The organism is Caballeronia sp. LZ003 (assembly GCF_031451465.1).
Lineage (GTDB): Bacteria > Pseudomonadota > Gammaproteobacteria > Burkholderiales > Burkholderiaceae > Caballeronia.
This window is the reverse complement of record NZ_JARUXJ010000001.1, coordinates 524451-539384: the sequence shown is the minus strand read 5'-3', so window position 1 is coordinate 539384 and position 14934 is coordinate 524451. Positions and strand designations below refer to the sequence as shown.

12 protein-coding genes are annotated in these 14934 nt (G+C 55.7%); all 12 read right to left on the bottom strand.

Annotated elements, in window-relative coordinates; genetic code table 11:
* Positions 1-6: 6 nt before the first annotated feature.
* Positions 7-3564: an ImcF-related family protein gene (locus tag QCE79_RS02470; protein WP_309841590.1), complete on the bottom strand. Its 3558-nt coding sequence runs from the start codon at positions 3562-3564 to the stop codon at positions 7-9.
* On the bottom strand, positions 3521-4843 hold the full coding sequence (locus QCE79_RS02465; RefSeq protein WP_309841588.1) for a hypothetical protein: 1323 nt from the start codon (positions 4841-4843) through the stop codon (positions 3521-3523). Before QCE79_RS02465 ends, QCE79_RS02470 begins: the two co-directional genes overlap by 44 nt.
* A gap of 3 nt (positions 4844-4846) precedes the next feature.
* Complete coding sequence (locus tag QCE79_RS02460) at positions 4847-5107, bottom strand: PAAR domain-containing protein (RefSeq protein WP_250463372.1); 261 nt, start codon at positions 5105-5107, stop codon at positions 4847-4849.
* 971 nt (positions 5108-6078) lie between these two features.
* Positions 6079-6507: a hypothetical protein gene (locus tag QCE79_RS02455; protein ID WP_309841584.1), complete on the bottom strand. Its 429-nt coding sequence runs from the start codon at positions 6505-6507 to the stop codon at positions 6079-6081.
* Between the two features lie 43 nt (positions 6508-6550).
* A complete protein-coding gene (locus QCE79_RS02450; protein ID WP_309841583.1) occupies positions 6551-7063 on the bottom strand; it encodes a hypothetical protein in 513 nt (170 codons plus the stop codon).
* A gap of 93 nt (positions 7064-7156) precedes the next feature.
* Entirely contained in the window at positions 7157-7543 is a 387-nt protein-coding gene (locus tag QCE79_RS02445; protein ID WP_309841581.1) for a hypothetical protein, read from the bottom strand.
* Positions 7544-7974: 431 nt separating this feature from the next.
* Positions 7975-8619: a hypothetical protein gene (locus tag QCE79_RS02440; protein ID WP_309841580.1), complete on the bottom strand. Its 645-nt coding sequence runs from the start codon at positions 8617-8619 to the stop codon at positions 7975-7977.
* Positions 8612-9805, bottom strand: a complete 1194-nt coding sequence (locus QCE79_RS02435) for a hypothetical protein (RefSeq protein WP_309841578.1) — start codon at positions 9803-9805, stop codon at positions 8612-8614. Before QCE79_RS02435 ends, QCE79_RS02440 begins: the two co-directional genes overlap by 8 nt.
* A complete protein-coding gene (locus tag QCE79_RS02430; protein WP_309841576.1) occupies positions 9802-11067 on the bottom strand; it encodes a M23 family metallopeptidase in 1266 nt (421 codons plus the stop codon). Before QCE79_RS02430 ends, QCE79_RS02435 begins: the two co-directional genes overlap by 4 nt.
* 3 nt (positions 11068-11070) lie before the next feature.
* Entirely contained in the window at positions 11071-13422 is a 2352-nt protein-coding gene (locus QCE79_RS02425; RefSeq protein ID WP_309841574.1) for a type VI secretion system tip protein VgrG, read from the bottom strand.
* Positions 13423-13893: 471 nt separating this feature from the next.
* A complete protein-coding gene (locus tag QCE79_RS02420) occupies positions 13894-14082 on the bottom strand; it encodes a hypothetical protein (RefSeq protein ID WP_309841572.1) in 189 nt (62 codons plus the stop codon).
* The gene (fghA, locus tag QCE79_RS02415; RefSeq protein WP_250463361.1) at positions 14073-14924 is read right to left on the bottom strand and encodes an S-formylglutathione hydrolase; all 852 of its coding nucleotides are present in this window, start codon (positions 14922-14924) and stop codon (positions 14073-14075) included. Before fghA ends, QCE79_RS02420 begins: the two co-directional genes overlap by 10 nt.
* Between the last annotated feature and the right edge of the window lie 10 nt (positions 14925-14934).

Below are 14934 nucleotides of genomic sequence, written 5' to 3'. Positions count from 1 at the left end.
AACGGATTACTGCAACTCGGGTGGCAGCGGCGGCAGCACGGGCGTTCCTGCGACCACGCCGCCCTTGCCGACGATAAACACGCGCTGCGGCATCTTGAAACCGCGCAGCTTGAGCAGATCGAGCGGTCCCGCGCCAACCTGTGCCTTCAGGTCGTAGTGCAGCGGAAAGCCGCTGTCCTGATTGAAGGTCAACGCGTAGCTTGTGCTGTCGAGCGGCTTTACTTTGGCGGTGCCAAGCAGACGCAACAGCGCCCAGTCACCATTCGCCTGGAACGCGATGCGCGTGCCCGCCGTATCCGATTCCCACGTCAGCGTCGTGCGCCCATTCTGACCGTTGCTCGGCCACACGATCGACGTGTACTGCTCCAACTGGTTGAAGTACTCGATCTTCGTGCCATCGATCGTCAGCACATTGCGCGTTACCTCAGGCGTCGGATGCGGCATAAGCTGGAACCGATAGTTCGCATCGCCCTGCGTGTAGAGTTGCGCGCCCAGCGTCGATAACTGGCGCAGCGCCGACAGGAACTCGGGATCGAACTGCAGCGCTTGCGGGGCGAGGTCGTTCGGGACCCATGCGTTGCCTTGCTGCTGCAAGATACCGGCGAGTTGCGTCGTCACGAAGCGCGAGATCAGCCCCGTATCGGGCTTGATGTAGCGGCCAAGTTCGACGAAGGACGCGTCGGCGTCCGTGTCGGCGAACGGGTAATGGCCGTCGAATGAACTGGCGAACGGTGCGGCCACTGCCGAGCGCCACAGGTCGTTCAGACTGGCCGCGGCGGGTTGCAGAATCGTTTGCCATGCCACATCGAGCGGACGAGCGAACAGCGCGTCACCGAAGCCCGACCATTGCGAGCCGAGGCTCGCGGCGGTGAGTGCGGCATCGTCCCGCGCCTGCGTGAGTTCGGAGAGCTTGCCCTGAAACACGGCCTGCGCCATTTGACGCGCCATCGCCTGCGCATCCGCGCCGGTGGCGATCTGTTGCAGCTTTAGGCGCATGGTGGTGGCGACTGTCAGAAAGTGCGCGAGGCTGACGCCGCTGAAGTCGGCTGCGTTTTTGCTGCCGGATCTGCTGTTGGCTTTGGCGCCTGTCATCACGTCATCGCCCATCAGCGCGAGCAGCGGGCCGAAGGGTTTGTCGAGTGGATTGACGATCGGTTCGCTCGGGTTGTTCGTCTTTGTACCGATCATGTCCTGAGCCTTGCGCACCAGCGTGTCGGTCAGCGCCTGCGACGGACGGCCCGCTCCGGCCTGATATTCGACCGACTTCATCAGCGCGATTAACGGTGATGTCTGCGCATCGGTCAGGCGCGTAAGCTGGCTGATCGCTGCACTCAAGTTTGTGGCAGGCTGCCACTGGATGCTGTTTAGCATCGACTGCCACGCGGCGGCGTATTCGGAGAAGTAGCGCGCCCGCAGGCGCAGGCGCACTTCCTCCATGTCCTGCTGCGCTTCGAGCGCCGCACCGGGCACACGTGCGGCGCGTGCATCGGCGAGCACCCAATCGGCGCTGACGCGGCCTTCCTTCGCGGCCTTGTCGATGGCATCGCTTACAATCCCGTCCCACGCGGCGCGCGTGTAGACGCCGGGAACCGTCTGCGCCGATGCGAACAGGCCGCGCGCGTCCGCGCCGTTGAGCAGTGTCGGCAAGGTCATATCCGCGTACTTGCCTTTCACCTGCGCGATCACGGATTGATAGAGCGTGTCATCGGAGTTTTGCAGACCGATCTGGTTGACCAGCGTGTTACGCGCCATGCCGACGAGATCGCTTGATCCGCTGAGACGCCATTCGGGATGCGCGCGGAGATGATTGGCATAGAAGGAGGCGAGGCGCTGCGAGAGATCGAGCCACTCGCCGGTGCGCATGTCTGGGTTCGCAGGCCATGCGCTTGGGAGTTGCCTGGACAGGAACGCGGCATCGGCGTGCTTCGGGTCAGCGAGCATCAGATAGGCTTTAAGCGCGTCGTAATCGCGTTGTTGCTCGTCGGCGTTAGGCAAAGCGTCGGCGCGGGCTTGCGATAACTGCGTAAGCGATGCTTCGAGGTGACGTCCAATCGGATCGCGCAGGTTTCGTGCGGCGATCGTCGAATACGGTTGCCAGAGTGCGGCCAACAATTCGTCATTGCGATTCAGGCCCGCGCGCAGATACCACGGTGCACCGTGCTGCTGGCGGTATTCGAGCTTCTCGATTTGCTGTTGAAGGTCGAGTTGCCTGCGTAAAGCGGCAGAGGTGTTCGGTTGAACGGCGAGCGCCGCATCGACCGTACTGCGCGCATCCTGAACGAGGGAGCGGTTGCCGATGAACGAGATCGTCATCGCCGCGCACCAGGCGATGGCGCCGATCATCACCAGAGCCGCCAGCGCGTTCGGCCAATAAAAGCCGATACGCCGTCCTTTGCGCGGATCGACGCGTGCGCCGATTTCACGCCAGATTGGCAGCAGCGCGCGCGGTTGCTCACGCGGCACTGACGTCTTGTTCGCAATCCGTTCGGCCACTTCCTGCGCAACATCTTCCTCGTGTGCAGGAAGTGGCGTCGGAACGGCGGGCGTCGCATAGACCGGCGCAAACATAACGCCCGCGAGCGATGCACGACGCCACTTCGATGCACATAACGTTTGCCATGCGCTCACGATTTGCTCGCGCCGCACATCGAGATACTGCGATATTTCGGCCAGATACCAAACCGGCTTCGCGTTGCCCAATAGCGCCACGCCAACGTCCGCTGCCGCCTTTTCGATCACGCTCAGTTCGTGAGTCAACAAGTTGGTCGATGCTTGCGTATCCGCGTTCAACGGCGTCGGAATGAATGCGCCCAGCGCATGAAATTCGTCAGGGCGCTCGCCGCGTACGCTCACCGTGTGCAGCAACGTCACCGGGGCTGCCCAGCCCAACTCACGCGCCAGATTCGAGAGCGCACGGGGCCGCTCCTCATTCACCGGCAGCGCTTCGCTGGCCTGCATCACGGGAATGACGGCATCTACCGGGCGCGCGCGGCGCAAACGGCGAAGCTGAGTGCGCCACGTTTCAGGGTCGATGCCATCGGGCGCGGCATGCACGAGGATCGTATCGCCCACCCGCAGTACGGCCGATTGCTTGAGACCGGGCGCGACTTCATCGACGAGCGCTTCTTCGCCCGTGAGCATGAGCCACGGCATCGCGCTTCGCCAGCGCCATCCGATCGAGACGCGCAGTTCGTCGCACAGCAATTGCAGACGAGGATCCCGCTTCTGCGCTTTCGCGGAACGCGTCGCTTCGCCACTTTCACCGATATCGCCGATCCATCGCGCGAACTTCCTGTACAGACCGAGCCACAGCGCCCCCGCGTGCACAACTAACACGACCGCAAGCACAAGAACGATCCTGAGCAACGCAGAAATGCGCATTTCCAGCGACGTGAGACCGGTGATGTCGGCACGTCCCCACCATGCGAGCGCGCCCAACAGCGCAGCGATCAGGAAAGCGCCCAGCGCGACGCCCCAAATGATAAGGAAACCAGACGATAGTGATGTGGAAGCTTTCGATTCAAGCGCTTTCAGGTTGTTGCCCGGCGTACTCGGTGTGGTCATGCAAAGGATTCGTGTTGACGTAGAGAATGGCAGACTGCAAGCGATCGACAATCAGGTGTGGGCCTGCCAAACGCGATTCGATCGCGGCTGCGATGGAAAGCCATGCGTTTGCTGCGCCTGCATCGCCCAATACGCGATCCAGACGGCCATGCGATTCGCGGGTGGCGATGCCGGTGAAAGAGGCTTGTTTGAGCGTATCGAGTAGCGTGCTGTCGTGATTGCGCTCGAGACGCGTGAGCCACGCACGTGTGATGGTCTGAGGTTCGGCCTTGCCCCATATCGTTGTGTTGCAAATGAGATCGCGCAGCGACTCGACGCCGGCCAGTTCCTCGACCGGGCGGTGTAAGGTCGCAAGCACACGTATCGGCTCGGGAAGTTGATAGAAGCCCGGACTCAGCAGCACCGCAACAGCCGCTTCGCTGCTGTTGGCGGGCGGATCGGCGTCATGCCAGGCGAAGGCCAGAATCAACAACGCGCGACGCTCGCGCGAGTCGAGCCAAGCGTCGGCCAGCATCAGATTGTGCGGCGCTGGCTCAGCCGCGCATTCGAGTGCGGGCGCGCCTGCGATGCGCAACGCATCGCGCGCTTGCTGTGTGCGCAGGTCCATTTCGTCGGGATGCGCCAGCACGCGCGCGAGCGGTGCGTATTGCGGACCATATTGCGCGAGCGCTTGCAGCGCCGGAATCAGCGGCGCGAGTGCATCGACGAGCTTCAGTACGACGGTGGCGATCTTAGGTACGGCTTCGCATGCTTGATCATGCTCTTCGTTCGCCTGGTCCTCATTGTCCTCGGGCTCGGGCTGCGGCTCTTCAGACCACGCTTCATCGTCGAAGCGGTTGTGAACGACGAGCCCCGCTCCGCTGCGTGGCATTTGCGATTTGAACAGCGGCGTCGTCATGGTGACGATTGCGCTCAACTTGGACGTCACGGATGGCACGCAGTAACCCACGCCCAGTACCTGCAAGGGCTTTTGCGCGATGCGCAGACGCGCAGCGAGCCGCGCGGCGCGCGCTGTGTTGCAGTTGTGCGCGTAGTGCCACGTCGCTTCATATGCAATGCGCGCGAAGCACAACAGGCCGAGAAACACCGCATGCGGGCCGCCAATCACAGCGACCCAGAACGCAGCGCCGCTCGCGGATTCACTCGATGGCCACATCAGCAGGATAAGCGGCGCGCCCACCGCGCAACACGTAAGCCAGATACCGAGCCACGGCAGCAGGCGCGGGCCATGTGCCGGATACGGATAAGGCTCACCGATGTCGGACAGATCAACCGGCATGTATTACGCGAAGTTCACGTTCTGCAAGGATGAGATAAGGCGACAGCCGCACGCGCAGCGATGATCCTGCATCGCGTAGGGCTTGCCGTCGCGATCGGGGAACCGTTCGTCGCCCTCGGCAATCGTGGTTTGACCGTGGAGGTCGCATTGGGCGCTGTCGTCGCGGCGCGCGAGTGCGCGGCCCATGAACGTGCTGAACGGCGAGCCGCTTGTGACTTCGCCGCCGTGCTCGAGTTTGTCGCCGTAGCGGATGGGGGATTTCATTTGCCAACCTTTTTATTTGCATGCCCATCTTGAGGACACGCATTACAGAAAGCTACCACTGACAACCCTTCTCAAGGCTAGGGGTGACGTTTGGATCAAGAATAAAGCTTGACTTTTTCCGTGTACCATAATTTGTATATACCATTGAATAAATGTTGGCTCCTTGATTTACCATTTCGTATTCACCGGTAATCTTTCCGCGATTAACTTCAAGCCACGTCGAGGTTAATTCGTCCGGCCTACCTGCACTCAACGTCTGTTCGTCAGCAGATTTCAGCACTAGCGGAATTACAGATTTCGAATTCTGGTATCGGACAAACCCGCTTGAAAATTTCGTTGACTGATCGAAGAACATGCGAAATTCGAAGTCTTCAATGCCCTTAATGTCTGATGAGAAGCAGTAAACATCTGCAAATGCATCGCAATGGGCTACCATGGGGATGAAAAGCGATAGAAGGGAAAGCACCTTCATCAGTTTTAATATCATAACTTATTTTTCATTCGGCTCGATCTGGAGGACCGAGGCCCCGTCTTTGAGTTTACGCAAATTAAACAGTTCCAACCCTGCCGTTCCTAGTCGATACGCAGTCATCTATACGCGTTTGAGCAACTCATATTTTGTCTCTTCCCACCTGATACTAAATAGCATTGCGATGGCTTATAAATGTGACTCGCTTGACTCCCAACATAGATTACGTGAGTTTCCGGATAGCCAGGTGATGCCTGCGTCGATGTTTTCCATCGTATCGGCTCTGCTGTCATACTACGTGGGCTCACCGGAGAGAGACTGGCAACAGGCGGTGACGTAAGTACGACGCACCAACTCCCACCAGCGCGTCCCTCAAAAATTGTCCGTGAGGAATTTGTACCCGAAGTACGATCACCCGTGAGAATTATCTGATCATTGCCATAAGTTACTTCTTGCTGGAAGATATTCTCATCTGCCTCATAGTCCACACCGTGAACCGTTTTCATACCGTCTGAAATCGATTCAAAGCATGTGCCATAGTGCGATTCTTCCCGCGCGGCAGGAAGCTTAGGTTCGGCATTAGCGAGACCCGGCACGGAAATATATAGGGAGAGCAGGCTAAGGAATCTGCGGCACATAACCGATAGTTATTTGTGAAAGAACGGGACAGACGTCGGAGGAGACCCGCATCGGTGCCATCAGACTTCTTCTGCCCATCCGATACTGCATTCTGCGCCACGCGATACGCCACGACCTCGCCATCAGCAATCGCGCGCACCGGCTCTTTCTGGCCAAGTCCGCAATCAGGCACTAGGTGCATGCCGCAATGCCAGCGACGATCCGAGGCAATCGGAAAGACGCCGCTATAGGTCAGCTCGAACTTATCCACCACATCCATCATCAGATCGGTTTTCCACTTGTCAGCAGGCATGGTAAGGCCTTCGGCCGTAAGGAAGGGGGACAACGCATGATTCTTATCTACACTCTTTCAAGAGCAGCTTAAGTGTGGCTAGCTGTTGTTTTGCGAAATGTAAATCTAGCTCATCTTCCAACCAACCTGGTTGATCCGCTGCTTCCTTTTTCATACGTTCGGATGCTTGCGAAAATATACTCAGATAATCCTTCGCAACCGTTACGCATGAGGAACTGACATTATTTATCTGCAAAACAATTTTTTCGGAATTCCGATTCAATTCGGATACCCCCTCCTCGTAGCACTGATGCAAAATCATTCCGCATCCAGAACCACAGGTTAGCCTATCGTTACTCGTGCGAGCCATACATTGCGAAAAAGCATCGCCGCTACTGTTTGGGCTCGCTGAGAAAGCAGAAGCTGAGCAAGCAAGCAGAGCCGCAAAAAATAACGTGTCTTTAATTGTTTTTGGACGCATAAAAATATTGTAGGAAATTAAGGCTTCGAAAGATCTATTTTTACCCTCTTGTGTCTTGGTGTTGTGACGACTAGATCCCCTTCGGGTGGTAGCCAATCCGTGAATTCAGCTGCATGAATACGCTGAACGGCGAGTCGCTCGTGACTGCGCCGCTGTGTTCGATTCTGTCGCCGTAGCGGATCGGGGATTTCATTGTGGGCTGAGCTTTTTAGACTTTGTTCGACACAGCACGGCTTCGTTTCTTTCGTGATACGTGCTAACCAATTCACGTCTGACGTTGTCAATTTGAAGGTTAACAAAGTCGTCCCCACAAGCGGGCCGAATTTCGACGAATCGATGTTGTTTCAATGAGAATAGAAACACCATTGAGATCGTGTCTTTACCCATTCCTTCGTCCAGATACCACACGGAAAAGCCCTTCGTCCCGTTAAAAGCATAGTCCGCTACAGCCAGATGCAGCGTGCTTTCGGTATCAAATGTCAATACTTGATACCGTTCTTTTTTACCTACCTCCGAAATCTTAACTTTTACTGAGCTATCGACACGATAAATGGACGTCGTCACAGAAGGAGCCACACGAAAATTCTTGTACTGGTCCGCTGCGACAGTTGGTCCGGTCAAAAAAAACCATAGAACAAACGTAAAAAGTTTTAATATTTTCGATTTAGTTCTTTGTGCGAGTCAGATCCGGCTTTATTGCCGAGCGGTGAGCGGGCGTCAGCAACTCAGGGAAGAAGTCAGGCATCGCATCCCATAATTGGTTCAGCATAAACACTGCATAAGCCTGTCTTTCGTTGTAACCATTCGGGCCACGGTTGACAAGTCGATTGACGAAACCTACGTTATCCGCTGAATAATCTCTACGCTGTTGAGGCAAGCACTTCTATTTTGACTAAGTCCATCAACAAGATTCATCAATCGATATATGTGCTGCTGACGAAAATTACTCAAGCATCGCCGAATCCTCTTGCTTTTTGTTCACCTTTCGTTGAAGGACGACGCATACCTCATTTAGGTTTTTTGCCAAATAATGAACTACATGCACTACTGTCAGTGACAACCCGCTCATTTTTTAATATGTCCCAAACACCTGGGTAAGAGTTTTCCTCGCAACCAACGTCTCCGTTCGGTGCAACAAATTTACCATCTAAGGAAATGATAGAACTACCGGCATCACCACTGCCTCCAAATGAAAACTTCATCATATTGGAAAGCGACTGCCTGGGAATATAAGCGCCACGGAGAGAGACTAAATTTTTTGACGTACCAAGCTTAGCAATGGTCGCCAGCCATGTATAGGGCTGCACTGTCACAAAATCCAGCGCAACGTAGAGCTTTTGCTCAACATTGACATCTGTTAGAACACCAACATGTCCCGGAATATTATGTACATGTATTTTTTTATTATCGGAGCAATCTTCAAGATCTTTTTTTTCTACATATCCGCGACCGGAGACAATGATTGCAGCCTCGTCGTAAGTTTCTGTTGCATAAATAGCTGGTGCGTCCAATTTACACAACTGAGTAGTAGTAGCGTGATTGAATAATCGAATGGCGTCGCCTTGAACCTCATACTGGCCTTCCGCCATTATCGAACCCGAACTTAGCGACAAGAATCCGATTAACAATAAAAGAATATACTTCCTAGTCACAAATAATCTCCTTTGCTGCATGCGTATATTCTAATCTACGCGCGTCATCAATGTAGCCACCATTGATCGCATAGGTGACTGCTCTAGAAATCTCTCGTTCACTATTTCTTTCTTGATCGTTACTCGCAGCACGCAAAGTATCGCGATCAATTTCTTTCACCACTTTTGGCCGCTCAACACGTATATAGAATGCTCCGCTATCGATGCAATTTTCGATAAAGGCGACTCTATGTGGGTCCTCAACATTCGCTGGAGTTTTTGTCATGCCGTTTCGATCATGCCGCCTGAATGCTGCATCATTCCACCATGAATCCGTAAATGAAGAACGCGTAATCCAGCCCCGAAACAGCCAGTAACTTGCGTAATTGCTCCTGCCTGTAAGTTGCTTAAATCCACGCCCGCGAAATTTTTGAGCATCATCCTTGTCACAGTTTCCATTTTTCCAGTCGTAGCTACCCGCTATCCTGCCACCGTGGCTATTGAATTTCTCAGATTTAAACCAGAGATCTTCTTCTGACGGCACTTGTCCGTACCAATGCCCGAGATCGGATTCTGATATTTTCGAGGCTGGATTAATTGCGGCACCGTGAAGCGCGCCCGCGGTGACAGTTCCTAGCATGCTTGTTTCTTGCATTGACATCAGCCATGCACTCTCGACAGCACCTTGCCCCAAAAAATGTGCTAATCGCGAGGGGGTTGCAAGGACAAACTTCCTTGTCGCGAGGTTTAGCGGCGTTAGATATGTAGACCGCAACTCTTCTCCGCTGGGGCGGACATTTCTCGGATAATGGTTGTCGGAATAAATCCGTTTGAATTCATTCGCACTCAACCACCCACACTTCCTAAAGTGCCGAATAAACGCAAGCGGATGGAAGAACCAAAGCTTGTTGTCCTCACCCGACTGCACCTGCACTTGCCCCATGAACTGCGACTGCTCCACAAACTCGATGAAACGCGTGTACCCGTCAGGATCGACATCCTTGCGCTTTCCAAAGAACCCCTCCGGCTCTTTTAAGCCGCCGTATCGAGCTTCATTGTTACTCGCGTCCCACTCGCTCTTCGCGTGACAGATAAAGCCCTTTAGCTTGGCGCGTACCGCCGCCTGTCCCTGTACGTACGATTTCAGGCTCTCCTCTTTACTGAATTCCTGAAGCGTAGCCGCATCAGGCGACTGCAGATCGCTCACGCCGGTGATCCGGCATAGCTCGTCATTCCGCACAGACCAGCCTGATCAAAAGGCGTATTGCCGTCCTCGATCTTCTGCCAGTCCATAAAGAACGGGAAATCCGCATCCGACAGTTTCTTCACCGTATGCTGATCCACATTGATATATCCGACCTTGCCCTGATCGAACGGCACAGCCAGCCACGTCGCCTGTGCCTCTGCCGACAGCGAGGGCGTATCCGTACTCAGAATCCGCCCGAAGCGCAGCATCTCGTAGCCATCGCTCGGACACGTTCCGTAAAGCTTCGTGGCACGTTCGTATAACTGATACTCGTATTCGTCGAACTTATCCTTGATCGGCTCATCCGGCGTAAGCGCGACCAGCGTACCATCGCCCCGATCGATCCACGCGCGCATGAACCGCTCGCCGCGACTGAAATACGTCTGGACATACAGCGTATTGCCATCGCCCAAGACGCCCTCATTCAGCGCCGGAAAAAATGGCTTTGGGGTGTGTCCTCCAGTGTTCAGGCTTGCCATTCCCGGAGGCACGCTGACGAATGCGGATTTCTCAGGGATGACGAAGTACGTATGCCCCCAATAGTCCTTTGACGCTGGCGTCTCCGGGTGCGACTCTCCCAGTGCCACCTTATGACCATTCTGCTCAAACCACGCCGTGAAATCCGCCTCGGTCATGAAGATCTCGAAGTGCAGATGCGTCTCGTTGTGATACTTCCCGACATAGCCGAGCTGATCCTTGCGATACACCTTTTTGCTCCCGCCGGGTTGAACGCCTTCGGTCTCGGCGAGCAGCCACTTAGGCAGCGCGTTGGGTGAGCTGTTTTGCGGAGCCTGGCTTGGCTGCAGCTGCGGCACAAGCCCCTGCATGCCCACGATGTCGAGCAGGTGCATGTACAGCGAATAAAACGTGATTGTGCGACCTTCGCCCGTGTCGGTCGTATGTTTGAGTAGCACGAAGCCCGTATTGCTGTTCAGCGCATTGGTGCCATCGGACTTCTTCTGCCCATCCGATACTGCATTCTGCGCCACGCGATACGCCACGACCTCGCCATCAGCAATCGCGCGCACCGGCTCTTTCTGGCCAAGTCCGCAATCAGGCACCAGATGCATGCCGCAATGCCAGCGACGATCCGAGGCAATCGGAAAGACGCCGCTATAGGTCAGCTCGAACTTATCCACCACATCCATCATCGGATCGGTCTTCCACTTCTCGGCGGGCACGGTGAGGCCTTCAGCCGGAAGGAACGGGGGGCTGATAATCATGTTTTAGCGAGATTGAATATAAGTTTCTGCGAGCTTGAAATCGCTCTTGGGTAAATTCGGCAGCGGCGGATTCAGGCTCTGCGGCCCCTCAAACGTGAACGACGCCGCCTTGATCTTGAAATCCCCCGGACAGACCAATTCGATGCTGCCGTTCTCGATCTTGATCGCCGCGCCGCCGCAGGCGAGGACGGCCTTGGTTTTGCCGTTGACGAGCACATCCGCGTTGGCGCTGGAGACGTGCAATTGCTGGTCGGCATAAAGGTTCAGCGTGCTGTCGTGAGCCTGAATATCCACCGGGCCTTTTGCGAACAGCTTCATGCCCAGCTTCTGCGCGCACAGCGAAATCAATTCGCCCGCAGCGACCGTGAAGCGCCTCACCGCACTGATATCGACGTGCTTGCCCGCATTGACGATCACGTTGTCGCCCGCCGCCTGCTGCACCGAGCGCGGCGTCACGAAGGCCATGCCGCCCGGCGCGCTCGCGAGCAGGCCAGCGCTTTTGAGTTGATCGAGCGTGTCCATCAAGCTTGCCTGCGTATCACGATCAGCAGGCTCGGCCTTCGCCTGCGTCGTCGCCCGAACCAGCGACGTCACGCGCGTCAACGCCGATTGCAGTTCCTTCAGCGCGGCGTTCATCTCCAGATGCGGCGCATTCGGACTCGACAACGCGTCGGCAGAAAAGAACAGCCCCTTCGATCCGTGAATGGTCGCGTGGCCCTGCGTGTGAATTTCGACGCCTTCACCGCGAAGCTGCTTCTGGTTGTCCACCAGATAGCCCATGCTCACCGACGACTTCTGATAGATCGTCGCCAGCTTCACGCCTTCGCGGCCTTTGAAGTCCTCGAAGCGCACCTTGTTGGCGAGCAGCGCCGAGCGCCACACCGAACGCGAGTTCCAGCCCTCAAGCCCGTGAACGTGATTCGTGTGTGAATAGTCGAAGGCGGCGAATCCTATATAGGGCCTGTCGATATCAGAATTTGTGAAAAAAATTCTGACTTCCGTTCCGGGTAGCAAGGGCGCATGAAACCCGCCTTCGCGCGAGGCCGACGGCGTCATCAGCCGTAGCCGCATGCTGTTCGATCCCGACTTGCCCGCGCCATGATGGAAGTGGAACCGGACAAGATATCGACCATGCTGGTCTAAATCCGGGTACGGGCTACCCTCGGCGCTCGATTCGATCGTCGCGATGATCGAGCCGTTCATCCATTTCCAGTCGCGCTCGGGGACGTACTCGGGCCGCCATATCTTGTCCGCAGGCGTGGCTTCGAATTCGTTCAGAACCGGCTTGGAGAGCGAACCCGTCGTCTTGAGCTTGACGATCACCAGACCATAAGGCGCTTTCGGCAACTTGTGGTTGGTGGTCGTCAGCACCCAGCCCGGATACAGCCCGGCGATGTTCGTCGTGCCAGTGTGGATGACCTGCTTCGAAGCAATGTCCTGCGCACGAACTTTGGTGAGCGCCTGCGCCTCTTCCGGAGTATGAAAATGCTCGCTGCTCCGATCGATTTGGCCATGGAGCGTTTTGTCGCCTCGATCCACATACGCGATCGCGGACACCGGCGCATTGGGCGTCCGATAGTTGTGATCGCGCAACTCGACGCTTTCAGGCAGCAGCGTCTGCCTGCGCTTGATGCTCAGCAGCGCTTCGTGAAACTCGCCGTCCAGACCATTGGGACGGATGTAGGGCACGTCGATCGAACGCATGTAACCGTTCGCACGGTTATCCACCACGAGCGTATCGCGATGGGTTTTACTGTCGAGCGGAGCGTGCCTGAAGTACCAATACAGCCCATGCCGTAAGCACTGACGTCGGAAAAATTCAAGAACACTTTCCTCGTGCATCAGCAGTTGATCGTAGCGCTGATCGACGCCCTCAAAATTCAACTCGATATCATGCGGAAAGAGATGTTCACGATCGACCAATAGCTCGTAGAAAATGTCCTTGAGCGTCTTCTGTAAAAAGACGTTTGACGTCTTCGTCAGATCGAGTAAGGACACACGTGGCGCGATCTTCAGACGGAATTGCGCACCATCGTTGCTTGAACTCTGGTGCGTGAATTCACGGACTACGCCGTGCAAGGTCCGCGCGTGACGCGATGCGGTGTCGAGGTACTTCAGCGCCGCGCGCTCCTCGACGACGAAGGACACGTTCTTGCCGAGAAAATGGACGCCATCGAGCGTCTGATCGTCGGAATAGATGAGGATATCGAGTTCGAACAACTCGTTCATCGCTTCCGTGATGGTGTATTCCAGCGGACGGACCGGGACCTTAAGTCCTGCGACAGTCAATGAGAGGTGCTGGGAAAGCCATGCGTTGCGATCTTTGATCGCCGTCAGAAAATCGGTTGCAGCCATGTCTTGCGTTGCCTCGTGTTCGAAAGGACGACGAAATTACTTTTTCGACCACGGGCCATTGTGACGCAATAAATTGCTGCTATTAGGCAATGAACTGAGCGGGATTCTGTAGGAACCGCTGTATATTCCGCAGATTCAAGAAGTTATATGCGTGTGTGCTGGAACGGTTCCGTCAACATTCGGACTTGTCCGATGCGACATTCGATGCTTGGGCCACGCTTACCGATATTGGGCCGCACCACACCAGACCGGCGGCTTGCTGTTTGAACTCCGGGGAAAACGTACGTCGTTGCTTGCTCATCAGACACCTCTTCATGGCGATCATTCTCGCCTAAATCAGCGTCCGGATTCATTAGACCACTACACAGCGAAGTCAAAAACGCCGCATACCTAATAATTGATTAACCACAAGCGCGAACAATGGGAAGTGCTCAAAGGGTTTGTGGGAAATAGCGAGGAACCAGTTGTGCTTCAGAAGCCGGTTCCAAAGCTGCTTTCTTTGGTTACTTTCTTTGCAGCAGCAAAGAAAGTAACCCCTCCGCCGGGCAGGCGGCTACTGCAAAGAACCGCAAGAAACCAGAGCAACTTCCCCGAAGAAAAAAGCGCCCCAACCGAATACAAAAACCGAAACCAGCCGAAACCTAAAAAAATCACTTGCACAAAACCCGCGCATGATGCGCAACATGCTCCCCCACGAACGTGGAAATAAAAAAGTATCCATGATCGTACCCATCGTGCTTACGCAAGACGACCCCTCGATGCCCCGCCTCCCGAGCATTCCGCTCGAAAACATCCGGAAAAAGCTGCCCGTCGAGAAACTGATCCGCAAGTCCTTGATCGATCAAGATCCCGCCATCGAAACGCGAAGCCGCATCGCCGATAACGAGTTCGCTGGCATCGTATAGCTTCCACGCTTCGCGATTATCACCAAGATATCCGGAGAAAGCCTTAACGCCCCAGGGACACAAAGACGGCGCGGCAATTGGCGCAAACGCCGACACCGAGCGATAAAGATCAGGATTACGCAACGCGAGCACGAGCGCACCATGCCCACCCATCGAGTGCCCGAAAATGCCAATCCGGTCCTCGCGCAACGGCAGCTCTCGCAAAACCAGCTCACGCAACTCCTGCGTCACATACGAATACATCCGATACCGCTCGGCCCAAGGCGCCACCGTCGCATCGACATAAAAACCCGCGCCAACGCCAAAATCCCACGCATCGGATTCGCCCGGAATACCCGCTCCTCGCGGGCTCGTATCCGGCGAAATCAATGCAATGCCATGCTCGGCGGCGTAACGTTGCGCACCGCCCTTGATGGGAAACGTCTCTTCGGTACAAGTCAGGCCGGCAAGATAAAACAACGCCGGCACGCGCGAATGGGCAGCCTGCGCGGGCAGAAAAACCGAAAAGCGCATCGGCAGGCCAATCACGTCCGACTGATGCCGGTAAATACGCTGCACGCCATCGAAACAACGGTGTTCTTCGACGAGTTCGAGCATGGCTGCATCC